Annotated in this window: 23 protein-coding genes and 3 tRNA genes; 16 read left to right on the top strand and 10 right to left on the bottom strand. The window is 62.1% G+C overall.

Annotated elements, in window-relative coordinates:
* The first annotated feature begins 32 nt into the window (after positions 1-32).
* From NKL06_RS27710 to NKL06_RS27700, 3 genes are all read left to right on the top strand, one after another.
* On the top strand, positions 33-401 hold the full coding sequence (locus tag NKL06_RS27710; protein ID WP_023667471.1) for a GFA family protein: 369 nt from the start codon (positions 33-35) through the stop codon (positions 399-401).
* A gap of 151 nt (positions 402-552) precedes the next feature.
* Positions 553-1,203: a YiaD family glycine zipper/OmpA-like lipoprotein gene (locus tag NKL06_RS27705; RefSeq protein ID WP_023667470.1), complete on the top strand. Its 651-nt coding sequence runs from the start codon at positions 553-555 to the stop codon at positions 1,201-1,203.
* A 237-nt stretch (positions 1,204-1,440) separates the two neighbouring features.
* Positions 1,441-2,049, top strand: coding sequence for a hypothetical protein (locus NKL06_RS27700; protein WP_023691231.1), 609 nt, complete (start codon positions 1,441-1,443; stop codon positions 2,047-2,049).
* A gap of 238 nt (positions 2,050-2,287) precedes the next feature.
* Here the strand turns inward: NKL06_RS27700 and NKL06_RS27695 are convergent, their stop codons facing one another.
* Both NKL06_RS27695 and NKL06_RS27690 read right to left on the bottom strand, forming a co-directional pair.
* Positions 2,288-2,557, bottom strand: a complete 270-nt coding sequence (locus NKL06_RS27695) for a DUF2798 domain-containing protein (protein WP_023667468.1) — start codon at positions 2,555-2,557, stop codon at positions 2,288-2,290.
* Positions 2,558-2,604: 47 nt separating this feature from the next.
* Positions 2,605-3,489: an NmrA/HSCARG family protein gene (locus NKL06_RS27690; RefSeq protein ID WP_023691232.1), complete on the bottom strand. Its 885-nt coding sequence runs from the start codon at positions 3,487-3,489 to the stop codon at positions 2,605-2,607.
* Between the two features lie 119 nt (positions 3,490-3,608).
* Here NKL06_RS27690 and NKL06_RS27685 point away from each other — a divergent pair, with 119 nt between their 5' ends.
* The gene (locus tag NKL06_RS27685) at positions 3,609-4,502 is read left to right on the top strand and encodes a LysR family transcriptional regulator (protein WP_023691233.1); all 894 of its coding nucleotides are present in this window, start codon (positions 3,609-3,611) and stop codon (positions 4,500-4,502) included.
* A 166-nt stretch (positions 4,503-4,668) separates the two neighbouring features.
* Here NKL06_RS27685 and NKL06_RS27680 read toward each other — a convergent pair whose 3' ends face one another.
* The 3 genes from NKL06_RS27680 to NKL06_RS27670 all read right to left on the bottom strand — a co-directional run bounded on the left by NKL06_RS27680 (position 4,669) and on the right by NKL06_RS27670 (position 10,662).
* Positions 4,669-6,282, bottom strand: a complete 1,614-nt coding sequence (locus NKL06_RS27680; protein ID WP_031196539.1) for a DEAD/DEAH box helicase — start codon at positions 6,280-6,282, stop codon at positions 4,669-4,671.
* A gap of 192 nt (positions 6,283-6,474) precedes the next feature.
* Entirely contained in the window at positions 6,475-7,242 is a 768-nt protein-coding gene (locus NKL06_RS27675) for an NAD kinase (protein ID WP_023681482.1), read from the bottom strand.
* Positions 7,243-7,686: 444 nt separating this feature from the next.
* A complete protein-coding gene (locus NKL06_RS27670; protein ID WP_031210308.1) occupies positions 7,687-10,662 on the bottom strand; it encodes a caspase family protein in 2,976 nt (991 codons plus the stop codon).
* Positions 10,663-10,947: 285 nt separating this feature from the next.
* Between NKL06_RS27670 and NKL06_RS27665 the strand changes: the two genes are divergently transcribed.
* The 4 genes from NKL06_RS27665 (at position 10,948) to NKL06_RS27650 (ending at position 14,960) form a co-directional block, all read left to right on the top strand.
* Positions 10,948-11,982, top strand: a complete 1,035-nt coding sequence (locus NKL06_RS27665; RefSeq protein ID WP_023688398.1) for an extracellular solute-binding protein — start codon at positions 10,948-10,950, stop codon at positions 11,980-11,982.
* A gap of 97 nt (positions 11,983-12,079) precedes the next feature.
* Positions 12,080-13,507 carry an amidase gene (locus tag NKL06_RS27660; RefSeq protein WP_023688399.1) on the top strand — a complete coding sequence of 476 codons (1,428 nt, stop codon included), beginning with the start codon at positions 12,080-12,082 and terminating at the stop codon, positions 13,505-13,507.
* Between the two features lie 69 nt (positions 13,508-13,576).
* Complete coding sequence (locus tag NKL06_RS27655; protein ID WP_023688400.1) at positions 13,577-14,266, top strand: TetR/AcrR family transcriptional regulator; 690 nt, start codon at positions 13,577-13,579, stop codon at positions 14,264-14,266.
* A gap of 166 nt (positions 14,267-14,432) precedes the next feature.
* Positions 14,433-14,960 (top strand): DUF2569 family protein, encoded by a 528-nt coding sequence (locus NKL06_RS27650; RefSeq protein ID WP_245260196.1) that lies wholly within the window; start codon positions 14,433-14,435, stop codon positions 14,958-14,960.
* A 126-nt stretch (positions 14,961-15,086) separates the two neighbouring features.
* Here NKL06_RS27650 and NKL06_RS27645 read toward each other — a convergent pair.
* Positions 15,087-15,162 (bottom strand) — tRNA-Thr (locus NKL06_RS27645).
* A gap of 158 nt (positions 15,163-15,320) precedes the next feature.
* Here NKL06_RS27645 and NKL06_RS27640 point away from each other — a divergent pair.
* From NKL06_RS27640 to NKL06_RS27630, 3 genes are all read left to right on the top strand, one after another.
* Positions 15,321-15,503 carry a hypothetical protein gene (locus tag NKL06_RS27640; protein ID WP_023667458.1) on the top strand — a complete coding sequence of 61 codons (183 nt, stop codon included), beginning with the start codon at positions 15,321-15,323 and terminating at the stop codon, positions 15,501-15,503.
* 120 nt (positions 15,504-15,623) lie between these two features.
* Positions 15,624-15,836, top strand: a complete 213-nt coding sequence (locus NKL06_RS27635; RefSeq protein ID WP_023667457.1) for a hypothetical protein — start codon at positions 15,624-15,626, stop codon at positions 15,834-15,836.
* Positions 15,837-16,038: 202 nt separating this feature from the next.
* A complete protein-coding gene (locus tag NKL06_RS27630; RefSeq protein WP_023667455.1) occupies positions 16,039-16,347 on the top strand; it encodes a BA14K family protein in 309 nt (102 codons plus the stop codon).
* A 76-nt stretch (positions 16,348-16,423) separates the two neighbouring features.
* On the opposite strand, the gene NKL06_RS27625 is transcribed toward NKL06_RS27630, so the two are convergent.
* The gene (locus NKL06_RS27625; RefSeq protein WP_352581330.1) at positions 16,424-16,813 is read right to left on the bottom strand and encodes a hypothetical protein; all 390 of its coding nucleotides are present in this window, start codon (positions 16,811-16,813) and stop codon (positions 16,424-16,426) included.
* A gap of 20 nt (positions 16,814-16,833) precedes the next feature.
* Positions 16,834-17,652, bottom strand: a complete 819-nt coding sequence (gene bhcR / locus NKL06_RS27620; RefSeq protein WP_023681470.1) for an HTH-type transcriptional regulator BhcR — start codon at positions 17,650-17,652, stop codon at positions 16,834-16,836.
* A 204-nt stretch (positions 17,653-17,856) separates the two neighbouring features.
* Here bhcR and gcl point away from each other — a divergent pair, with 204 nt between their 5' ends.
* The 3 genes from gcl (at position 17,857) to NKL06_RS27605 (ending at position 21,702) form a co-directional block, all read left to right on the top strand.
* Entirely contained in the window at positions 17,857-19,638 is a 1,782-nt protein-coding gene (gene gcl / locus NKL06_RS27615) for a glyoxylate carboligase (RefSeq protein WP_352581328.1), read from the top strand.
* A gap of 168 nt (positions 19,639-19,806) precedes the next feature.
* Positions 19,807-20,604, top strand: coding sequence for a 2-oxo-tetronate isomerase (gene otnI / locus NKL06_RS27610; protein ID WP_023691238.1), 798 nt, complete (start codon positions 19,807-19,809; stop codon positions 20,602-20,604).
* A gap of 210 nt (positions 20,605-20,814) precedes the next feature.
* Positions 20,815-21,702, top strand: coding sequence for a 2-hydroxy-3-oxopropionate reductase (locus NKL06_RS27605; protein WP_023691239.1), 888 nt, complete (start codon positions 20,815-20,817; stop codon positions 21,700-21,702).
* Positions 21,703-21,754: 52 nt separating this feature from the next.
* On the opposite strand, the gene NKL06_RS27600 is transcribed toward NKL06_RS27605, so the two are convergent.
* Positions 21,755-22,606: a TrmH family RNA methyltransferase gene (locus NKL06_RS27600; protein ID WP_023691240.1), complete on the bottom strand. Its 852-nt coding sequence runs from the start codon at positions 22,604-22,606 to the stop codon at positions 21,755-21,757.
* Positions 22,607-22,816: 210 nt separating this feature from the next.
* Here NKL06_RS27600 and NKL06_RS27595 point away from each other — a divergent pair.
* Both NKL06_RS27595 and NKL06_RS27590 read left to right on the top strand, forming a co-directional pair.
* A tRNA-Tyr gene (locus NKL06_RS27595) sits at positions 22,817-22,901 on the top strand.
* A gap of 28 nt (positions 22,902-22,929) precedes the next feature.
* Positions 22,930-23,003, top strand: a tRNA-Gly gene (locus NKL06_RS27590).
* Between the two features lie 16 nt (positions 23,004-23,019).
* Here the strand turns inward: NKL06_RS27590 and NKL06_RS27585 are convergent.
* Complete coding sequence (locus NKL06_RS27585) at positions 23,020-23,409, bottom strand: VOC family protein (protein ID WP_023688409.1); 390 nt, start codon at positions 23,407-23,409, stop codon at positions 23,020-23,022.
* Positions 23,410-23,452: the final 43 nt, after the last annotated feature.

Below are 23,452 nucleotides of genomic sequence, written 5' to 3'. Positions count from 1 at the left end.
TGGGTGGCGGGCAACGGAGAGGAAAGCTTTTCATGACCATCAAGGCCAGCTGTCATTGCAAGGCGACGACGTTCGAGGTTTCGCAGGCGCCCGAGACGGTAACACAATGCACCTGCTCGTTCTGCTCCAAGCGCGGTTCGCTGTGGGCTTACTACGTTCCGTCGCAATTCAAGCTCACCAGCTCGCCGGAAAACGTTTCCTTCTATCAATGGGGATCGAAGACCGTCAAACACGGGTTTTGCGCCATTTGCGGCTGCGGCACCTTCACCGAAACGCCGGACTGGTCGACCGGAAAACCGGACTTCGACAATCCCAAGATCTCAGTCAATTCGCGGCTGTTCGACGATTTCGACCTCGACAAGGTCGAGGTGGTCGTCATTGACGGCAAGAACCTCTGGTAGGCCAGCACCAGCCACCGAAGCGGAAGTGTGGCGCGAGCGGGGAGAAGCCGCTTTCGCCGCTCGGTTTTTCGCCGCATTTCATGTTACAAGACCGGAGAAGGGCTTATATGCGCGAGCCGCAAAGGCCGCGCTTTGGAGAGGGACGATCCTTATGAAAAAGACTGTGCTCGTCGCCGTTGCGACGGCTGTGCTGGTGAGTGCCTGCACCACGACCGATCCGTACACCGGGGAGCAGAAGGTTTCGAACACCGCAGCCGGCGCCGGCCTTGGCGCCCTGGCGGGCGCGGGCCTCGGCCTGCTTGCCGGCGGCAATGACCGCCGCAACGCGCTGATCGGCGCCGGTATCGGCGCGCTGGCCGGCGGCGCCATCGGCGCGACCATGGACCAGAACGAGGCTGAACTGCGCCGCCAGCTCGAAGGCACCGGCGTCAGCGTCACCCGCACCGGCGACCAGATCATCCTCAACATGCCGTCCGACATTACTTTCAACGTCGACCAGGATGCGGTGAAGCCCGGCTTCTACCAGGTGCTGAACTCGGTTGCGCTGGTGCTGAAGAAGTTCAAGCAGACCACGGTCGACGTGTTCGGCCATACCGATTCGACCGGTGGCGACGAACACAATTTCGATCTGTCGCAGCGCCGCGCATTGGCGGTCGCCAACTATCTCTCAGGCCAAGGTGTCGATTCGCGCCGCTTCGCCGTCACCGGATTCGGCAAGACCCGTCCGATCGCGTCCAACGGAACGGCGGCCGGCCGTGCGCAGAACCGGCGCGTCGAGATCCAGCTTTCGCCGCTGACCTGAATTGTTCGGCATCGAAATGCGAAGGCGGCCCCCGCAAGGGGCCGCTTTCTTTTTGGGCTCCTGTGGTCCGCCAAAAGGTCTAACGCATTAGAGATTTCTAATAATCCCTTTCCGGAGGCCTTGGAAGGGATTAGCATTGGTGCGGTTCCAGAGGGGATGGGGCGATACAAACGGCCATGCAGTCACTTAGTCGGCCCCGGTCCTGCACGGCCAGATAAGGAAATCTGGGAGGAATGCATGACAAGAACAGCTCGTCTTGGGCGTTGCGGCGTCCTCATTTTGACAGGTCTGGTCTCCGCTTGGTGCGCAGCGGCCACGGCTCGAGCCGAGGACGCCAACAAAGCCGACATCGAAGCGTTGAAGAAATCGCTCGCCAAATATGAAGACTACACGGTCGCCGTCCGCGACCTTTATCTGTCGACTGTCGGGTGCGTCTATTACAGCGGGGACAGGATCGAGGGCGCAATGGACTATCCGAAGGGCGCTATGGGCATCCATTTCGTCAACGTCCCGAGTGTCGGTCAGAAACTCGATCCGATGCGCCCCAATGTGCTGATCTACGAGCCGACCAAGAAAGGCTTGAAATTGGTTGGCGTGGAATGGCTGGTGCCCCTGACGCCAGACACCAAGGAACCTCCAAAACTATTTGGCCAGACCTTCATGGGACCGATGGAAGGGCACTATCCGCTCATTCCGAGGGAGTTCGTCCACTACGACCTTCATGCCTGGCTGTTCAGAGACAATCCGAACGGCATGTTCAGTCCGACCAACCCGAACGTGAAATGCAGCAAGGCAGAGTTTCCGATGCTGGAAAACCCGACCAAGATGATGCCCGGCCCGATGTGACGGACGGGCCAGGATAGGAGCGTGCCAAGAGTGCAAGCTGGCCGGCTGCATTTGAGAGCGCTCGGGAGTCAGGCTCGGACGACGATCGGCATGAGGGCCGGCGCGCATGAAGGCTGCCCGCATGAAGACAGGTATCTGGTCGCGGAAGTCGACAATGGCGCTGCGAGCCGTCAGTCGAAGGTAAAAGCGGCCCGCAAGGGCCGTTCTTGTTTGGCATGTCGGACTCCGTAATCAAGGCCTACGAGGTCGGCTGATCGACAATTGCCGCAACGATACGGCGCACGATCGGCAAGACCAGCAGCAGACTTGGAAAGCCCACTAGCCATGATGCTCCCCATGCATACGGCCAGGTCGCCACGAAACCGGTTGTCCAGCCCGCATTGATCAGCGTCGCTACCGCGGAAACAATGCACGACATCAGGATGGAAAGTACGAATGGCATTACCAGCGCATTGTAGGAGGCCGGTAGCTTCCTCGATTTCAAAACCTTGTGGGATGACGGTCGCATCACCTATCTCCTTCTCGAAAAGTGGAAGTATGCGCGGCTGGGCGCAGTCAGGCGGCCTGCGCCATTTGCTGGGCAAGGTTTCGAATAAAGCCGCGCAACGAACGCGGTTCGCGGCCCAGGGCGGCGCGCAATGTCAGACTGTTTCCGCCAAGGCCATAGTGGGCATAGTGGGCGTATATTTTGGCCAGCACCTGCATTTGGCGGTCATTGTAGGGAAGGCGTGCCTCGGCCGCCCACTCGCCAAATGTCGGCTCACCAGAAGAGATGGGTCTGCCAAGTTCCTCACTCATCATCGCAACGATGTCTTCCCGGCTGTGCATGCCGTCAGCGCACAGATCGAGGGTCGCGTAGGACAATCGCGCTTCGGTTAGGGCGATCGCCGCCACCTCAGCGACATCGCGGTAGTCGACGCGGGCCAGCTTCGCCGTCTTTGGAAACGGTTCCGAGAAAACACCATGTTCAACGACGGACGGCCAGGCCGCTGCGAGGTTCTGCATGAAATTGGCAGGGTGCAGAATCGTATATTCCATCGTCGTCGAGTAGAGAGCAGCCTCGACAGGCACCTTGCTGGCATGGTTCTTCAGTCGCGTATTGGTAGGCTGGATCACCGACGAGAAGACGAACTTTCGAACTCCTGCTCGCGTGGCGGCCTCAACCATGGCAACGCCCATGGCTGCTTCATCGGGAGCAAAAGCCGGCCCAATGTGAAAGACGCCGTCGACGCCCGCGACCGCCCTTTCGAGGCTCTGACGATTTCGCAAATCTCCTGTCGCAACCTCGGATGCCCCCACCTTCCGGGCCTTTTCGGCATTCGCAGGGTCGCGAACGAGCGCTCGAACATTGGCATTGCGGCGGACAAGTTCAGGCACGACAAGTCCCGCAACTCGGCCTGTGGCACCAACAACCAGAACAGTTGGATTGGCTACTTGCATGACGATTTCCTTCCATCAAGCCTGTCCTCGCGGGACAACTTGCAGAGAGGTACGACGTCGCAATTGTCGTTACAATTACCCGTTTTTGCGATATATTATGTCGAATGTCGGGAGAATGCATGAGCCGAATGGACGATTTCGAGGCTTTCATCGCGATCGTCGAGCATGGAAGTCTGACGACTGCCGCACATCGGCTGAACCGCTCGCTGCAGTCGGTCAGCCGGTCCCTGGCGGCACTGGAGCAATCAGTCGGCGTCGAGCTGATCCACAGGACAACGCGTCGCTCGACACCAAGTGAAGTCGGAGCAGCCTTTTTCAACCGGATCAAACCCGCGGTCGACGAAATAAACGACGCAAGACTTCAGGCGATCAATCAACGATCGGAGCCGGCAGGCGTCCTGCGCATCGGGGCGCCGGTTCTGTTTGGCCCGAACGTCCTGATGCCTGTCATCGCGGAATACATGCGGACATTTCCCCGGGTCGAGGTCGATCTTCAACTTTCCGATGGATTTGCCGATCTTGGCGCCGAAGGTCTCGACCTGGCAATACGCATCGGCGATTTGCCGGATTCCAACTTGAAAGCCAAACGCCTGGGAGCGTTGCGGCGCGTTGTGTTCGGCGCGCCTTCCTATTTCGCGCGGTGCGACCGGCCGGCCCATCCCTTCCAGCTGAGTGAGCACAGTTGCATCATCAGAACCGCTAACGAGCGTCCAGGTGAATGGACGTTTCAGATCGACGGGAAACCCCGGACCGTGAAGGTCGCAGGCGCTTTTCGCTCCAATCTGATGACCTCGGTCTATGCCGCCGCAATCCACGGACTGGGTTTGGGCTTCTCGCCTCTGTGGCAGATAAGACATTTGGTCGACGACGGTCTCGTCGAACTGGTTTTGACGGAATTCGAGCCGGCACCGGTGCCGATCCATGCCTTGTGGCAGGAAGGCCGGTCATCTTCGGCCAAGGTTCGGGCATTTCTGGATTTATTGGCATCCCGCCTGGAACTCAAAAGCCTGTAGCATCGACGGGTATTTGAAGCGCTCCAGGCCGGAAGAGATCGGGCAGATCGAGCCTGTCTTGCGATTACCGCGCATGGCGCTGATTGATCCTGAGCGGGCTCCAGATCTCGCATCCCAATCGCGTCCAGGAAAGCCGCGCGTCCTCGGGACGCCGCGGCTCATGGAATCAGACCTTGGCGACGATCTTCATGAAGGCCGGCATGTCGTCGCCGAAGCCGACGGTGCCGTCATTGTCTTCACCGCGGTTGTTGCCGCGGGCAGGGCGGCTGTTGCTGGCGCGCTGCGGCCTTGTGTCGCCGCGTTCCGGGGCGCGGTTCTCGTTGTTGCGATCGGAGACCTTGCGGTCGCTGTTTTCGGAGCGGATCGCTTCCTTGCGCTGATGCCGTTCGCCGATGTCGGCGACCGCGGCCTCGGCTACCACCGGCTGTTCCTCGCGCGCGGCATCTGCCGCTGGCGCGTCGTCGCTGCGCTTGGCATGGCGTTCGCGCGGCTTGCGCTCGCCACCCTCCTTGCGATCATGGGCCTTGCGGTCCTCGTCCTTGCGGCCGGCGCGGCGCGGAGCGCCACGGCCACGGCGGGGCGCTTCGTCCTCGCCGCCTTCGCTGGCGACCACGGTCGACAGGTCGCCGTCATGCCACTCGATCTTGTTGCCGATCAGCCGCTCGATGGCGTCGATGTATTTGGTGTCGGACTTGGTGGCGATGGTGAAGGATTTGCCCGAGCGTCCGGCGCGGCCGGTGCGGCCGATGCGGTGGACATAGTCTTCGGCGTGGATCGGCACGTCGTAGTTGAAGACGTGGCTGACGTCGGGAATGTCGAGGCCGCGCGCGGCGACGTCGGACGCCACGAGATAGCGCAATTTGCCATCGCGGAAATTGGCCAGCATCTGCATGCGGGCGCGCTGGTCCATGTCGCCATGCAGGGCGCCGGCGTCGAAATCATACTTCAGCAGCGAGCGGAACAGCTCCGCGACCTCGACCTTGCGGTTGCAGAAAATGATAGCGTTCTTCAGCTCGGCGTCTTCGGCCTTTATCAGATTGCGAAGCGTCTCGCGCTTGTCCCACGGCTTGGAGCCGGACTTGACCAGGCGCTGGATGATGTTGGTGGCAGCGGATGCCGCCTTGGAAACCTCGACGCGCACCGGCGCATGCAGGAACTTCTCGGTGAGCTTGGTGATCTCCGGCGGCATGGTCGCTGAGAAGAACAGCGTCTGCCTGGTGAACGGGATCATCTCGCAGATGCGCTCGATGTCGGGGATGAAGCCCATGTCCAGCATGCGGTCGGCCTCGTCGATGACGAGGATCTCGACGCCGTTGAGCAACAGCTTGCCGCGCTCGCGGTGATCGAGCAGACGGCCGGGCGTGGCGATCAGCACGTCGGCGCCGCGCTCCAGCTTCTTGTCCTGCTCGTCGAAGGAGACGCCGCCGATCAGCAGCGCGATGTTGAGCTTGTGGTTCTTGCCGTATCTGATGAAATTCTCTTCGACCTGCGCGGCGAGCTCGCGCGTCGGCTCGAGGATCAGCGTGCGCGGCATGCGGGCACGGGCCCTGCCTTTTTCGAGGCGGGTCAGCATCGGCAGCACGAAGGAAGCCGTCTTGCCGGTGCCGGTCTGTGCTATGCCCAGAATATCCTTGCCGAGCAAGGCATGCGGGATGGCGCCAGCCTGGATCGGCGTCGGCACGGTGTAGCCCGCATCGGTGACTGCGGAAAGGACCTTGGGCGACAGGCCGAGGTCTGAAAAGGTCAACGCTTCTAGAGCGGTCGTGGTGTCTGAGGACAAGAGTTGCTGTCTTTGGCTGGTTCGGGGAAGCGCAACGGCATCCGTCGCGGCAAGCACAGCGTGCCTGCAAGATTGGTATTGCGATTAGGCGCAAGCCCGCGATTTGTCAACAGAAACGGGCGGGATTGGCACGATTGTGAAAACGTAAGCTTAATCGCGATGCTTAATTAGGTAGTCACTCTTTGCGCCGGCTCAATAGCGGAACTGCTCGGCGAGAATGCGTTCGTTCCACGAATGGTTGGGATCAAACAGCAGCGTTGCCGTCGCAGTCGGCGATTCGCGGACCGTTACGGAAGCCACCGCCTTGACCTCGGTGTGGTCGGCGGCGGTGTTCACCGGGCGCTTTTCCGACTCCAGAATATCGAAGCGTACGGTCGCCTTGTTTGACAACAAGGCACCCCGCCAACGGCGCGGCCGGAACGGGCTGACCGGGGTCAGCGCGAGCAACGGCGCATCCAGCGGCAGGATCGGCCCGTGCGCCGAAAGATTGTACGCGGTGGAGCCGGCCGGCGTCGCGATCATCACGCCGTCGCAGTTCAGTTCCTCGATGCGGACCTGCTCGTCGACGGTGATGCGGATCTTTGCCGTCTGGTAGGACTGACGCCACAGCGCCACCTCGTTGATGGCGAGTGCCGAAACCGTCTCGCCCTCATGCGTCAACGCCAGCATTTCCAGCGGGCGGATCGTTTCGGCGACGGCGGCCGCGATGCGCTCGGTGAGGCCCCCGACGCGGTACTCGTTCATCAGGAAGCCGATGGTGCCACGGTTCATGCCGTAGACCTTCTTTCCCGTGCTCATCGTGTCGCGCAAGGTCTGCAGCAGGAAGCCGTCGCCACCCAGTGCCACCACCACCTGGGCGTCGTCGAAGGATGCCTGGCCATAGCGGGCCGACAGGCTCTCCATCGCCGCCTTGGCATCGGCAGTGTCGGAGGAGACGAAGGCGAGATTGGCTTTGCTCATGACATTCCGATGGCGGTCGGCCGATGGCGGTCGGCGGCGGTTGCGTGGGGTAGCATGGGCAAGCGCATCTGCAAAGGGAGGCATCGTCCGGGCCAGTTGCGGCCGCGGCGAAACGAAATCGGCGGCTCGCGCTTCATGTCGCCGGAACGGCGAATGTGATGGTTAAGTGCGAGCTTAAGCACTCGTAAAGCCTGATCGATCATGTTAGCCGACAGAGGATGGGTGGCTGGGGGGCTAGCCAGTCGAGACCTGTCTATTGCCGGTGACACGCCTGATTATCGTCTTCCTTGTGATGGGAAGTTTCGCCCTTCTCTTTGCGGAGCTTGTGCGGCAGTCCGAAGACATGAGCTCCAGGCCGATGGCCTCACGCTGCGGCGGCGCCGGCGTGCCATGCCCGCAAAACGCATTGTAGGCGAAGCCAATCCGCCAACGACGATCCGTCGCCTACTGCCCGACAATCCTCAGATTGGCGTTGCCGTAGAATGTGTAGGCGAGATAGGTCGGATCGCCGGTCCGGTAGGATTCTCTGCGGACATCCTGCAGGATCTCGGCCAGATAGACCGGCCCGTCCTTGATCCGCGTGCTGATGCCGCCATAGAAATCGGTCGAGAAGGCCGCTGCCGCGCGGTCGGTCAGTGGCCACATGCCGCCGATGAAGCCGGAAGCGCCGCCCGCCAGCACCGCCGGACCCCAGCCCTGCACGAAACCGCCGAGCATCTGCGAACGGCCGGTGTCGCAGGCGTTGAAAAAGTAGAACGGATTGCCCTTGCCATGCGCGGCCGCGACCAGCGCGGCCCATGTATCGGGGTCGAGCGACTGGTCGACGAGATCGATGGCAAAGACCGGCCGGCCACTGCTCGGCTGGTTGACCTCGCCATGACCGGAGAAATGAATGAAACCGGTCGAGACTTCACCGACCAGTTTCTCGAAAGAGGTGAAATCGCCATCGAAGCGGCGGTAGCCGTAAAGCTTGCTCAGCGCCGCGATCTCGTCCTGCTGAAAGCGCAGCGAGCGCTTGTCGAGATAGGAGGGCGCGACGGCCGCGACGCCGGTGAAGGTCATGCGGTCGAGCGGGTTGTCGACCTGTGAGGCACTGCTGCGCGGAGCCCAGCGCGCCAGCCGGTAGCCCATGCCGAGAAAACCGTCGGCGACGGCGCCGTCGGCGCTGCGCGGGCGGATCAATTCCCAGGGCAGCGTCGGGCTGTTCGAGGTGATCTGGATCGAATGGAGTTCGCCTTTGCCGCGCAGCGACCAGAACACGTCCTTGAACGGTTTCGGCACATAGTCGCGGTAGAGCGCATCGCCAAAACCTTCGGCGGCGAGCGTGACAAAGCGCTTTTGCGCCCCCGTATCGCTGCTTGCGGCAGGCTGCTGCAGCGAAACGGCGCCGCGCAGGCTCAATCCGAGCTGCAGCAGGCGGCGGTATTCGGAGTCCAGCCATGCCGCCATCTCAGGTGGCGTCGAGAACGTATCGGTCACCGGACCGGCCAGATGCGGCGAATGGATGATGATCTGCCCCGAACCCAGCCCGCTCGGATCGTCATAGAGGATGGTCACGTCGAGATCGGGGACGTCATCGCCGGCTGCGCCGCCGAGCGTCACATTGCCAGTTACCGCCGGCTGCGGCGCCGCTGCGGCCAGCATCAGCATGGCAGGTGCTGCGGAGCGTTCGGCTGTGGCGCTCAGAGCGGCTGCCTCGACAGGCGCGGTGCGGCGAATGATAACCGACCGCGATGCCGATCCCAGGAACCTCCCGGCGCTGTAGATGCGCGCGATGAACTGGGCCGGCTTGCTGTCCTTGGCGATCGGCCGCGCCTTGACGTCGAAGCGGACGAAGTCGCTGTCGCCCTGGCGGTAGAGCGTCGTCCGTCGGCTCCATTTGCCGCCGTCAGCGAGATCGAAGCCGGAGGCGAACAGATCGATATCGATCGGCCATTGCTCGGTTCCCGCCGGCATCGCCATGGCCAGGGCGCCATCTTCCGTCACCGACGAGCCCGGCGCTGCCTTCACCTTCACTTCGGGCGTGAATTGCTCTTCGGTAAGGGCGATCGAAACGGTCACCGTCTCGCCGGCGACAATCTCATCCGGCGCATCGATGGTTGGATGGCGCACCACCTCGACAGCGCCCGTCTCGGGTTGTGGAAGGGCGCCGCCGGAAGGAGGGCTTTGCGCCTGGTCGATGGGCGGCGGCGCTGGTTTCGGTGGCGCCTGCGCCTCCGGCGGACTTTCGGCGCCGGTCGCGGGTGGCGGGGCCGATGTCATGCCGTCCTCAGGGGGGATCCCTGCCTTATCGGGGGGCGGTTCGGCGCCGGTGGCTCCGCCATCCTGCGGATAGGTCCCGCCGAGATTGTTCTGGGCAGCGGCCACAGCTGCGTCTTCAAGACGTTGCTTTTCCTCTTCGTATCGTTGCCGAGCCTGCTCTTCCTGCAATTGGCGCTGCTGTTCCTGGCGTTTGTATTCCTCGTAGAGCGCCGCCTCCTTGGCGCTGTCGCCCATCGCGGCATCGGGACTGCCGGAGCCCGGTGCAACGTCCATGGGGTAGGGCTCCTGACCGCTGCCATCGGCGTAGTCGCTGCCATCAGGCTCCCAACCGCCACTCCCGGAGATGTAGCCGCCGCTCGCCATCGCCGGCGGTGCCGGTTCCGGCACAAGCGGCAGCGCCGGTGCCGCGCCGGCCACCTGGTCCGGCGTCAGCACAAAGGCAGCGTCTGCCGAGCGGCCATATGCCATCCATGGCCACTGGGCGCCTGACGTTTTGTCGATAGTGGTTTGCCTGACCGAGGCGAGGATGATGGCTATGTCCGCGCCGCGCTTGACCAGCGCAGCGGTGAGCGCATCGGCAAATACGGTGACGGGGCGGGCTTCGCCCAGTGCAACGGTTCCGGGTTTGGCCGACAGAGCGACGATGGCGTGGGTGAGGGGATCGACCGCCGCCAGACCCTGCATCACGCCGGAAGTAGGGTTGTGGCCATCGCCGGGATTGTCGAGCAGAACCACCTTCAATGTCGGGGTTGCCTCGAGCGCCTGCATGAACAGATCGAGGGGCAATGCCGTCTGGTCGACCGTTTCCTTTGAATCGATCCGGGTGCCGCGCGTCAGTAAATAGTTCCTGCCGTTGGCCTGCGCGGTGTGGCCGACATAGTAGAAGATGCCGACGGAGTCCGGTTTGGCCAGGGATTGGGCGAAATCATGCATGGCGCGCGCGACATCGGCGCGGTCGCCATCCGACACCTGCCGGACGGTGAAGCCAAGCGATCGTAGTGTCGCTGCAACGAGTTCGGCACTGAGGTCGGCGTTGGCGATTGCCGGTGAGCCCTCAGAGGCCGGATTGGCGACAACCAGCGCTATCCGCTCTTCGCCGCGCGCAGCGGAGAAGAGCGCCATGGTCATCAGCAGCACGACCGCCAGAAAAAGGCGCATGACCGTGATCCAAGCCCTGCAGGCTGCGGCGCTCACGCCACGGCTTGCCCCAATTCATCAATGGCCCAACCTTGACCATATCATGTCGGCTTCGCCGGCGCACTGCCGGTGCCGATGATGCAGTTGTGTCGCTAAAAGATATTGACTGTATGTTTAGTAATTAATACCGTTGCCCGAGATACCGAGTTGGTCAGCCGGCATTCGCCGGTGAATGATCACCAGGACGAAGGGAACTTAGGGACTCGAGGCGCAATCCCGCCGGTCCCAACAATGGGAGACACAAGCATGCAGTTGAAATCGACCGCCACGGCGCTCGGCCTGTCGCTGCTGGCGATGACCGGCATTGCCCGCGCCGAGGGCGAACTCCAAATCTACAATTGGGGCAACTACACCAGCCCGGACCTGATCAAGAAGTTCGAGGAAACCTACAAGGTCAAGGTTACCGTCACCGACTACGACTCCAACGATACGGCTCTGGCCAAGGTCCGCCAGGGCGCTTCCGGCTATGACATCGTCGTTCCATCGGCCAGCGTGATGCCGATCTGGATCAGCGAAGGCCTGCTCTTGGAAACCGATCCCAACACGATGGAGAACTTTAGAAACGTCGATCCGAGATGGGTCGACGTGCCGTTCGACCCCGGCCGCAAATATTCGGTGCCGTGGCAATGGGGCACGACCGGCATCTCGGTCAACAAATCGGTCTATGCGGGCGATCCGAACACCTCGGCGATTTTCCTCGATCCGCCGCCGGAACTCGTGGGCAAGATCAATGTCGTGCCCGAAATGGGAGACATCATGTTCCTCGCCATTGCCTATGAGGGCGGTAAGTACTGCACCGACGACAAGGTGCTTTTGAAAAAGGTGCATGACAAGCTCATCGAGGCGAAAGCGAAATGGCTGTCGCTCGACTATGCGGCCGTCGACGGTCTCGGCAGGGGCGACATTGCCGCCGGCGTCAACTGGAACGGCATATCGCTGCGCGAGCGGCTGGAGAACGACAAGATCGTCTACGGCTATCCCAAGGAGGGCTTTCCAATCTGGATGGACAATGTCGCGGTGCTCAAGGATGCCAAGAACGTCGAGAACGCCAAGCTCTTCCAGAATTTCATCATGGACCCCAGGAATGCAGCGATGATCTCGGCCTTCGCGCACTACGCCAATGGCATCAAGGGCTCCGAGCCCTTCCTGCCGGCCGATATGAAGGGCGCGCCCGAAGTGGATGTTCCGGCCGAATTTGCCGACAAGGGCCAATTCATGTCGGCCTGTCCCGCCGACGTCCAGGCGCTCTACACCAGGATCTGGACCGATCTGCAGAAATAGCAGCGCCGCCGGCCGAAGCTGACCAACATCGGGCCGCGCATCGCGGCTCGGCCATCCCCAATGCCAGATGCCGTAAAGCCGCCGCGGGAGATTTTTTATGTCCGATCTCGACCTTTGCTACATGCCGGCCAGCGAGGCGTTGCGGCTGTTCAAGGCGAAGAAACTGTCGCCTCTGGAACTGATGCAGGCCACCATCCGCCGCGCCGAGGCAACCAAGGCGACGATCAACTGCCTCACCTTCACGCATTTCGACGAGGCGATGGATCTCGCCAGAAAAGCCGAGGCGAAATACGCCAGAGGCGCCAGGACCGGCGCGCTCGAGGGCCTGCCGATCGGCATCAAGGATGAGAGCTACATCAAGGGCAAGCCGACCTCGCATGGCTCGCTGCTGTCCGGGGACGCCATTGGCGGCCATACCTCGACCATGAACGAGCGTGTCATGAAGGCCGGCGGCATCGTCCACGCCCGCACCGCGACGCCCGAATTCAGCTGCGCCGGTTATACCTGGTCGAAGCGCTGGGGCGTCACGCGCAACCCCTGGAACCCGGATTTCACGCCGGGCGGTTCGTCGGGCGGTTCGGCGGCAACGCTGGCCTCCGGCACGTCGTCGATCGCAACCGGCTCGGACATAGCGGGCTCAATCCGCATCCCTGCCTCGGCCTGCGGCCTGGTCGGCTTCAAGCCGCCTTACGGCCGCAATCCCGATGAGCCGCCGTTCAATCTCGATTTTTTCTGCCACACCGGGCCCTTGGCCCGAAACGTCGGGGATGCGATCCTGCTGCAGAACGTCATGGCCGGGCCGAGCCCGCTCGACATCGCCACGCTGCGCCCGAAACTGCGCCTGCCGCTCGACTACAAGCCGATCAAGGGTTGGAAGATCGCATTCTCCATGGATCTCGGGTCCTTCGAGGTGGATGCGGACGTGCGCAAGAACACGCTCGCTGCCTGCGATGTGTTCCGCTCGCTCGGCGCCACCGTCGAGGAGGTGGACCTCGGCTGGGGCGACGAGGTGCTCAAGGCCGGCATGGCCTATCTCGAACATCTCTTCGGCGCCTCGCTGTCGCCGCTGCTCGCCAAGAACGGCAAGGACATGACCAGCTATGCCAGGCAGTTCGCGCAGGACGGGCAGAAGTCGAAGGCGACGGATTTTGTCGCGACGCTCGATGTGGCGGCCAGGATGTACCTGACGCTGGGGCCTTTGCTGGAAAAATACGACGTGCTGATCTGCCCGACCAATGCGCTTCCCGCAGTGCCGGCGGAATTCGATCAGACCAAAGGCAAGGTCGAGATCAATGGACGAGAGGTGAACCCGTCGCTGGGCTGGGTGATGACGACGCCGTTCAACATGCTGAGCCGCTGCCCGGTTCTGTCGATCCCGTCGGGCCGCGCCGCCAACGGCGTGCCGACAGGCATCCAGATTGTCGGCCGCACCTATAGCGACGCTGACGTGTTCCGGGCGGGTATGGCCTATGAGACGGCTCGTGGTCAGTGGTACACGAATGCCGGGACACGCCCGGCGCTGTGAGTCCGCAGGGCGCCGGCATGCCAAGGCAGCGGCGGGATGTTTCGGCCGCCGGGGAAAGGCCTGACGACAATGGCGCAACGCATAGCCACTCCGGATGCGGGAAAAAGCAAGGCGGCCAAGGGTGCGGCGAACGACGCCGCGCCCAAGGACCGCCGGCGCGAGCGCGGCGAAGCGAGCGTCCAGCGCATCATCGACGCCACCATCGAGCTCATCGCGGAGGAGGGGCTGGCCAGCGTCACCATGCAGCGCATTGCCGAGCATGTCGGCTCGTCCAACGCACTGGTGGTCTTTCATTTTCGCAGCAAGGAGAACCTGTTCCGGGCCGTCCTGCAATATCTCAGCGACCAATATGACGCGCTGTGGCTGACGCTGGTGCGGGCGCCCGGCCTGTCGCCGGTCGAGCGGGTGTTGGGCGCGGTCGATTGCGCGCAGCGCTTTGCCCGGCAGCATCCGAAATGGGTCTCGGTCTTCGTCGTGTTTTCCAGCGACCGCAAGAGCATGCAGATCTACAATGAAATCGGCCTGCCGAGCGATCTCGCCTACACGGCCGAAGCGCGCGAGCTGCTGATCGAGATTTCACGCAGCGGCGGTTACACCGGCGTCGACATAGACACGCTGTCGGAGAGCCTGAACTATCTGGTGCATGGCGCCTGGTATTGGGACCATCTCAACCCGTCCAGCCGCGACACCGACGTGCTGCGCAAGACCATGCTGCTCCTGCTGCACCAGGCCTTTCCGCGGCATTTTGACTTGGGGTGAGATGCGGCCATTGCGAGCGACGAAAGCGTCCTCTGCAAACCTAAACCCGAAAATCTCTACGATGCCTTGATCTCTGTAAAAACGCTTGCACAATCCAGAGGTGCGAGCTAAACAACCCAGGGATGTATTCGAGGGTGGGTAAATGTGGCATTGGGCGATACTTCTGTTGCTGATTGGCGTGCCGGTTTTCTTCGCCGTCCGGTCGTCGCGCAAATCGTCACAGAGCCCAGATGACCTCGTGGGGTTCGGCGGCTGGCTGATCCTGCTGGCGATCAGCCTGTCCCTTTCGCCGTTGCGCACACTTGTCGATATGGCCAGTCTGGTCAAAACCTACCAACAGCTTGTTACAGTGCCCAACGGGGCCTTGGCCATCTATGGCGAGGCAGCCCTCAATCTGGCATTTCTGGTGCTTCAGCTGGTCGTGCTTGTTTCGATGCTGCGGCGAAGCCACCGCTTTCCGCAGCTGTTCATATGTCTGTGGTTCGCGATCCCTCTCTTATTCGTACTGGACACAGTTTGGATATCGACTGTTCTGGGTGTCCCGGTAAACCGTTTGCTTGCCGGAGGAGCTCTGGTTACACCTTTGGCATCCTTCATAGTCACAGGGATCTGGGCCGCCTACGTCTACAGGTCGGTTAGGGTGAGGAACACGTTCGGCGATACGGCAGCCATACAGGCTGCCACATTTTCCTAGAAGGTCCGACGGCTGCGAGTTGGCCTGATGTCGTGCTGCCAGCTCCGCCGAATAGAACCGTCGGCAGTCCTCCTTCGACTAACGAGCTTCGAGTGGCCTGCCACCCGAAGCTCGAAGAGCGAAGGGTGGTGCCCCCGGACGGAATCGAACCGCCGACCTTCGGTTTACAAAACCGCTGCTCTACCAGCTGAGCTACAAGGGCACGGCGCTCCGGTTAGCATATTTCGTGCGCCAGTAAAGACAAAACTCCGTTTTCGATCGCTAATGGACCCCGCCGAGGTGGGCGGGCCGCCATGCTGAAAACCGCCAATGCGATCCCTACATATCTCTCAGGTGCAAACGCATCGAACGGGGTGTCGCATGATCAGACTTGTCATCATCCTGCCGCTTGTCGTCATTGCCTGGCTGCTTGCGGTAAAGCTCATCAGGGACGTGAAGAGCGCCAATGTCGACTGGACCGGCATCGCCGCCATCGTCGGTTTTATCGCGATGGCGTTTTGGCTGCGGCATGTGACTGGGATGGGGATGAATGGTGAATGGTGAATGGGCGAACGCCTTTCGGACCATTGACTACTCACTACTCGCTCAAAACCTCGAACCTTTCACCACGTCACCGCGACTGATCTCCAGAGGCGAATGGTCGCCTCGATCAAGGAGATCATCATGTTGAAGCGCAGTCTTACTTCGGGCCTGGTCGCCATCTTCGTCGCCACCGGCGCGCTCGCCGGTACCGTGCAGTCGTCCTCCGCTCACAGCCATCATCACCACCATCATCACAAGCACCACGACAAGCCCTGGTGGTGGTGGAACCATCAACACAAGCACCATCACCACAAGCATCATCATCACCACGGCAAGGTGATCATCTTCCTTTGAGCGAGACGACCTGCCTCGCGGAAGGGCGGCTTCGGCCGCCCTTTTTTGCGTTGAGCGCTCGATCGATCAGATCTTGGTTTCCATCGGCTGATTTCCGGCCTTCAAGAAAAACCCAAATTCTTTCGAACCTTTTTCCGCGCCGAAACGACAGATGATCAAGAGGCGGATGGATCGCCTCTCGCAACGAAACAAGGAGATCGTCATGTTCACGCGCAAAATCGCTTCTGCCCTCATCGCCAGCACCGTCGCCGCCACCTCGCTGGTCGGCACCGTCCAGCCGTCGGCCGCCCACAGCCATCACCACAACCGCGAAATCGGCATCGGCATCGCCGCCGGCGTCGGCGGGTTCGTGCTCGGCAGCCTGCTCAACCAGCAGCCCCGCACCGTCTATGTCGACGACGAGGGTGGCTCCTGGCACGTCCGCCGCTGCGCCAACCGCTACGCCAGTTACGATCCGTACTCCGACACCTATGTCGGCTATGACGGCTACCGCCACTATTGCCGCCTTTAAGAGGAGGCACCCCCACACGGAAAGGAGGGGCTGTACGCAGCCCCTCCTTCCTGATTTGAGCGCGCCGCGGTGCGGGCTACGGTTCGGAGATCGGCAATCCCGCTGCACGGCAGATGCGGGCAACACTCGCATTCTGCGATTGATCGCCCATGGCGATGAGTTCGAAGCTGCTTCCTTCATCCGGATAGATCTTGGCGGCGAACGGTTGGCCTGTTGTATGACCACCGGACGACGTCTTTGCAGCGACATGGCCGCAGACCAGGATTTCGCGGCGGCCGTCGAGCGTTCGCTCGCCGGCACGCATCGTCCCGAATTTGGCGGATACAGGATCCTGCAAATGCTGGCTAATGCCGATCGTGATTGTCTCCTCCAAAGCGAGCGAGATCGGAATCTCGCTGACTTGCTGGGAGACAGGGGCGGGCTCGGGCGCCGTCGCCACGCATCCGCACAGTGAAGCGGCGAGCAAAAGCTGAAGCGTTCTCCGCATTATAATCGGAACCCGCCGATCATCCTCGTCACCTCAGCGGCGGCGTCGCGCACCAGCGGCCCGATCTCGTCCAGCCGCTCCATCGTCACCCGCACCGTCGGTCCGGAGACCGAGACACCGCCGATCGGCTCGCCGAACTCGTTGAAAATGGCGGCGGCCACGCAGCGCATGCCGGGATGCCGCTCCTCGTCGTCGACCGACCAGCCGCGGTGCTTGATGACAGCCAGGTCATGGGCCAGCGCCGAAATGTCGGACAGCGTCTTGTCGGTGAAGCGCTGCAGGCCCGACTTGCGCAGGATGGCGGCGACGCGTTCCGGCTCGAGCTGCGCCAGCACCGCCTTGCCGATGCCCGAGGCATGGAAGGAGCTGCGCGTGCCCGGGCGGAAGAAGGCGCGGATCGCCTGATGGGTCTCGACCTGGCTGACGAAAACGACGCAATCGTCCTCGGCGACGCCGAGATTGGCGGTTTCACCGGTCTTCTCCATCAATTCCTGCATGACCACGCGGGCCCTGTCGACAAGCTTGCGGCGGCGCAGGAAGGCGGCACCCATGCGGTAGGTCTCGACGCCGATCGACCACAGCTGGTCCGATGTATCGAACTCGACCATGCCGTGGTTCTGCAGCGTCGTCAGCATGCGGTAGGCGGTGGACGCCGCGAGCTCGCTACGCGCCGAAATCTCGCTCAGCGACAGGCCACTGCCTTCAGCGACGATGGCCAGGATGCGCAAGGCCCGGTCCAGCGACTGTACAGAACCGGCCTCGGACGGACCGTTGAAAGCGCGCGGCCGGCCGCGCTGGCGTTTTTCGCTGGTTTCCATGGCGGCATTGTCGCCGGTTTCGCCGAAATCGCAATGAAAAACTTTTTCATCGATTTTGATGGCCGGATTCATGGAAAACGAAAAAGCCAGTGGAATCAGTGTATAGAAGGGGTTTTCTCGAAATGAAAAATTATTCTGAAAAAATTGAAAAATGAAAACGACACTGGCATTGTCAACCAACCAACAATCTTGAGGAGGCTGGACATGGCCAGGATGCGCGCTGTCGATGCAGCGGTTCTCGTTCTCGAAAAGGAAGGCATTTCCTGCGGCTTCGGCGTGCCGGGCGCGGCGATCAATCCGTTCTATTCGGCGCTGAAGGCGAGGGGCTCGATCCGCCACATCCTGGCGCGGCATGTCGAGGCGGCCTCGCACATGGCCGAAGGTTATACGAGGGCCAAGGCGGGCAATATCGGGCTTTGCATCGGCACATCCGGCCCCGCCGGTACCGACATGATCACCGGGCTTTATTCGGCGGCGGCGGACTCCATCCCGATCCTGTGCATCACCGGTCAGGCGCCGCGGGCACGGCTCAACAAGGAGGATTTCCAGGCGGTCGATATCGCCGCCATAGCCGTACCCGTCGCCAAATGGGCGGTCACGGTCATGGAGCCCTATCTCGTGCCGATGGCGCTGCAGAAGGCGTTTCACCTGATGCGCTCGTCGCGGCCTGGTCCGGTGCTGATCGACCTGCCGGTCGATGTGCAACTGGCCGAGATCGAATTCGATATCGATGCCTACGTGCCGCTTGTCCCGTTCAAGCCGGCAATGTCGCGCGCCCAGGCCGAAAGGGCCTTGGCGATGCTCAATGCCGCGGAAAAGCCGCTGATCGTCGCCGGCGGCGGCATCATCAACGCCGATGCGTCGGATCTGTTGATCGAATTCGCCGAGATAACGGGCGTGCCGGTCATACCGACATTGATGGGCTGGGGCACGATCCCCGACGATCACCGGCTGATGGCCGGCATGTGCGGGCTGCAGACCTCGCACCGCTACGGCAATGCGACCATGCTGGAAGCCGATTTCGTCTTTGGCATCGGCAATCGCTGGGCCAACCGCCACACCGGTTCGGTCGATGTCTACACCAAGGGCAAGAAATTCATCCATGTCGACATCGAACCGACCCAGATCGGCCGGGTGTTCGCGCCGGATCTCGGCGTCGTCTCGGACGCCGGTGCGGCACTGAAGATGCTGCTCGACGTCGCCACCGAATGGAAGACGGCAGGAAAGCTGCGCGACTGGTCGGGCTGGGCGAAGGAATGCCAGACCCGCAAGAAGACGATGAAGCGCAAGACGCATTTCGAGCAGGTGCCGCTGAAGCCGCAGCGCGTCTATGAGGAGATGAACAAGGCGTTCGGCCGTGACACCACCTACGTCACCACGATCGGCCTCTCGCAGATCGCCGGGGCGCAGTTCCTGCATGTCTACAAGCCGCGCAACTGGATCAATTGCGGCCAGGCCGGCCCGCTCGGCTGGACGCTGCCGGCAGCGCTTGGCGTGCGCGCCGCCGATCCGGATCGCACCATCGTGGCGCTGTCGGGCGACTACGACTTCCAGTTCATGATCGAGGAACTGGCGGCCGGCGCACAGCACAAACTGCCGTATATCCATGTCGTCGTGAACAATGCCTATCTCGGCCTGATCCGCCAGGCGCAGCGCGGTTTTGCGATGGATTTCGAGGTGAGCCTGGCCTTCGAGAACGTCAACCGCGCCAACGATCCGGAGGCCGGCTACGGCGTCGACCATGTCGCGGTCGCAGAAGCAATGGGCTGCAAGGCGGTCCGGGTGCGCAAACCGGAAGAGTTCGCCGGCGCGTTCAAGGAAGCGCAGCGGCTGATGAAGGAATACCAGGTGCCGGTGGTGCTCGAATTCATCCTCGAGCGCGTCACCAACATTTCCATGGGCACGGAAATCGACAAGATCACCGAATTCGAGGACCTTGCCGAAAGCCAGGAGGATGCGCCGACGGCGATTGTGTTGCTCGATTAGGCGCGCCGATATTCAGGTGAGACAGGCCTGCAAACGGCGCCTTCCTGCGCTTCCGGTGCTCACGTACAGAAAGTACGTTCCGCTCCGGTTCTCGAAAGTCACCGTTTTCGACTCTGCCTGACCTGAATCTCAACACGCCTAGGGCCAAGCAGAAGAAGGAGAAAAAGAATGCCGCGTTTTTCAGCCAATCTGTCGATGCTCTTTGGCGAGCATGAGTTCCTCGATCGCTTCGATGCCGCAGCCCGCGCCGGCTTCAAGGGCGTCGAATATATCGGCCCCTATGATCATACGCCTGACGTGGTCGCGGCCCGGCTGAAGAAGAACGGCCTGACACAGGTGCTGTTCAACCTCCCGGCCGGCGACTGGGGCAAGGGCGAGCGCGGCATCGCGGTTTTGCCCGACCGCGCGCCGGAATTCCGGCAAGGCATCGCCAAGGCGATCAGCTATGCCCATGCGCTCGGCTGCGAGCAGGTCAATTGCCTCGCCGGCATCGCGCCGCAGGGCGTGGATCGTTCGGTGCTGGAAAATACTTTAGCCGAGAACCTCGCGTTTGCAGCCGAGAAACTGGAGCAGGCCGGCATCCGGCTTTTGATCGAGCCGATCAACACGCGCGACATACCGGGTTTTTTCCTGAACTATTCGGAGCAGGCGCTGGCGCTGATCGAGCGCGTCGGTTCGAAGAACCTGTTCCTGCAATACGACATCTATCACATGCAGATCATGGAGGGGGATCTCGCCCGTACCATCGAGGCCAACCTCGGCCGCATCGCGCATATCCAGCTTGCGGACAATCCCGGCCGTCACGAGCCGGCGACGGGCGAGATCAATTATCCCTTCCTCTACGAGCATATCGACAGGATCGGTTATGCCGGCTGGGTTGGAGCGGAATACAAACCGAAGGCGGGGACGGAGGCTGGGCTGGGGTGGTTTCGGGAGCTTAACGGGCAGGGGAGTGCCGCGGCTTAGGCGCAGTCGAACTCGCGTTCCTTCGCGCCCCCTCTGTCCTGCCGGACATCTCCCCCACGAGGGGGGAGATCGGACGTCATCCCGGCTTTCGCTCCCCAACATTGCAGGGTGAGCGAGGCGCCGAAACTGCCAATCTCCCCCCTCGTGGGGGAGATGGCCGGCAGGCCAGAGGGGGCGCGAAGGAACTCAGCCTCAACAAAGGAGAAAACAATGGAAACCATCGGCTTCATCGGCCTTGGCATTATGGGCGCGCCGATGGCGGGGCATCTCCTGGATGCCGGCTACGCCGTCATTGCCAGCGACCACCGCTCGAAGCCGCCGGCCGATCTCGTCGCCAAGGGCTTGAGAAGCATCACCGGCCACGCGGCAGTGGCGAAGGCCGCGGATATCATCATCACCATGGTTCCCGACACCCCGCAGGTAGCCGAGGTGCTGTTCGGCGAGAACGGTGTCGCTTCCGGCCTGAGCAAGGGCAAGCTGGTCATCGACATGAGCTCGATCTCGCCGATCGAGACCAAGGTTTTCGCCAAGAAAATCAACGATCTCGGCTGCGACTATCTTGACGCGCCGGTGTCGGGCGGCGAGGTCGGCGCAAAGGCGGCGTCGCTGACCATCATGGTCGGCGGCGAGGACAAGGCGTTCGAGCGCGCCAAGCCCGTGTTCGAAAAGATGGGCAAGAACATCACGCTTGTCGGCCCGAACGGCGTCGGCCAGACCACCAAGGTTGCCAACCAGATCGTCGTGGCCCTGACCATCGAGGCGATCGCCGAGGCGCTGGTCTTTGCCTCAAAAGCCGGCGCCGACCCCGCCAAGGTCCGGCAGGCGCTGATGGGCGGGCTGGCGGCATCGCGCATCCTCGAAGTGCATGGCGAGCGCATGATAAAGCGCGCCTTCGCGCCGGGCTTCCGCATCGAACTGCACCAGAAGGATCTCAATCTGGCGCTGGAAGGCGCCAAGGCACTCGGTGTCTCGCTGCCCAATACGTCGACGACGCAGCAGCTGTTCAACTCATGCTCGGCGAATGGCGGGGCAAAAGAGGATCACTCAGCGCTGGTTCGTGCGCTGGAGCGGATGGCGGGGCATGAAGTGGGTGAATAGTGAATGGTGAATAGTTGCGGTAAGAACGCTTTTCCATTCACTATTTCACCATTCACCCTCCAAGGAATTTCCGTGCCGCATAAAGGCTCACCGCCGCCGCATTCGACACGTTGAGCGAGCGGATGGCGCCGGGCATGTCGAGGCGGGCGAGCGTGGTCACCGTCTCGCGCGTCTTCTGGCGCAGGCCCTTGCCTTCGGCGCCAAGCACCAGCGCGATCTTCTCGCCTGAAAAACCCGTTTCGAGTTCGGCCGGCCCGTCCGAATCGAGGCCGATGGTCTGGAAGCCGGCATCGTGCAGCTGTCCCAGCGCGTCGGCCAGGTTCTTCACCTCGATCTGGTCGATATGCTCCAGTGCGCCGGAGGCGGATTTGGCCAGCACGCCGGATTCCTGCGGGCTGTGGCGGGCCGTGGTGATCAGTGCGCCGGCGCCGAAGGCGACCGCCGAGCGCAATATGGCGCCGACATTGTGCGGGTCGGTGACCTGGTCGAGTACCAGCACCAGTTTCGTGTCGCCGAGCGTGTCGAGGCGTTTCGGCTTCAACGGTTCGGCTTCGATCAGCACGCCCTGATGCACGGCATCCGAACCGGTGATCTTGTCGATCTCCTTGGGCTCGACGAGTTCGGCCTTGAACGGCAAAGCGGCGAGGTCGGCGATCGCCAGCCGCTCGGCGGCATTGCGCGTCACCAGCATGTTACGGATCTTCCGCCGCGGATTGTCGAGCGCCGCGCGCACCGTGTGCAGGCCATAAAGCCGCACCAGCCCGTCGGCGGCGTTCTCGCCCGGCGGCACCGGCTGGCGCGGCCGGAAGGCAGGCGCGCCGCCGGCCTTCTCGTCGCGATGGGCGCGGCGCAGCTTGGCGTAGTGGGTGTCTTTGGCGGTCTTGGGCGTGTTGTCATTGCTCATGGCCGGCTTCTATAGCCGCGTCGCCGGGCCATGGATACAGGCAGAAAGCCGGCTTGCCGGGTGAGCTGTCAAAATCAGCGCATTTTGCCTTGGGGTGCGGTTGACACCCACTGGCCTTGCCGCCATAAGGCGCTTCGCTGATTTCGGACAAAACCCCGGTTTCGACCTGATCGGCGAGAATGCCTCGTTGCAAGGCTTCGACGGCAGGCTGGAGAGGTGCCCGAGTGGTTAAAGGGGACGGACTGTAAATCCGTTAGCTTAGCTTACGTTGGTTCGAATCCAACCCTCTCCACCACTGCCAGCCCGCGAACCTTGAGGACGATGCGGGTATAGCTCAGTGGTAGAGCAGCAGCCTTCCAAGCTGAATATGCGGGTTCGATTCCCGCTACCCGCTCCAAACTCCCCACTCCGCATCAGATCTCAGCGAATATCTCGACAACGTTGCCGTCCGGATCGCGGAAGAACACTGTCCTGTGGCCCCATTCCTGGTCGGTGAGCGGCAGGACCGGCTGCACGCCCTTGGCCTGAAGCGCCTCGGCGCAAGCAGCGACCATCTCCGGCGCCACCCGGAATGCCAGCTGAAGCGACAGCGCATCCCGCTGCTGCGGCGTGTCGTTGAACATCATGCCGAGGCTGGTCAAGGCCAGCGTGTTCGGGCCGACCCGATATTCGATCCACCTGTCGCCGAGTTCGCGCTGCAGATCAAATTCCATCACATCCCCGTAGAAGTGCCGCATGGCGGCCATGTCGCGGGCGAAGATGACGGTGTAGTCGATCTGACGGATTTCATTGAGCGCATTCATTGTCGAAGTCCCGTGGGCTGATGTTCGATCGCCCGCAACCTAG

The organism is Mesorhizobium sp. C268A (genome assembly GCF_040324475.1).
Lineage (GTDB): Bacteria > Pseudomonadota > Alphaproteobacteria > Rhizobiales > Rhizobiaceae > Mesorhizobium.
The sequence above is the reverse complement of the archived record's forward strand: the minus strand, read 5'-3'. Positions and strand labels throughout refer to the sequence as shown.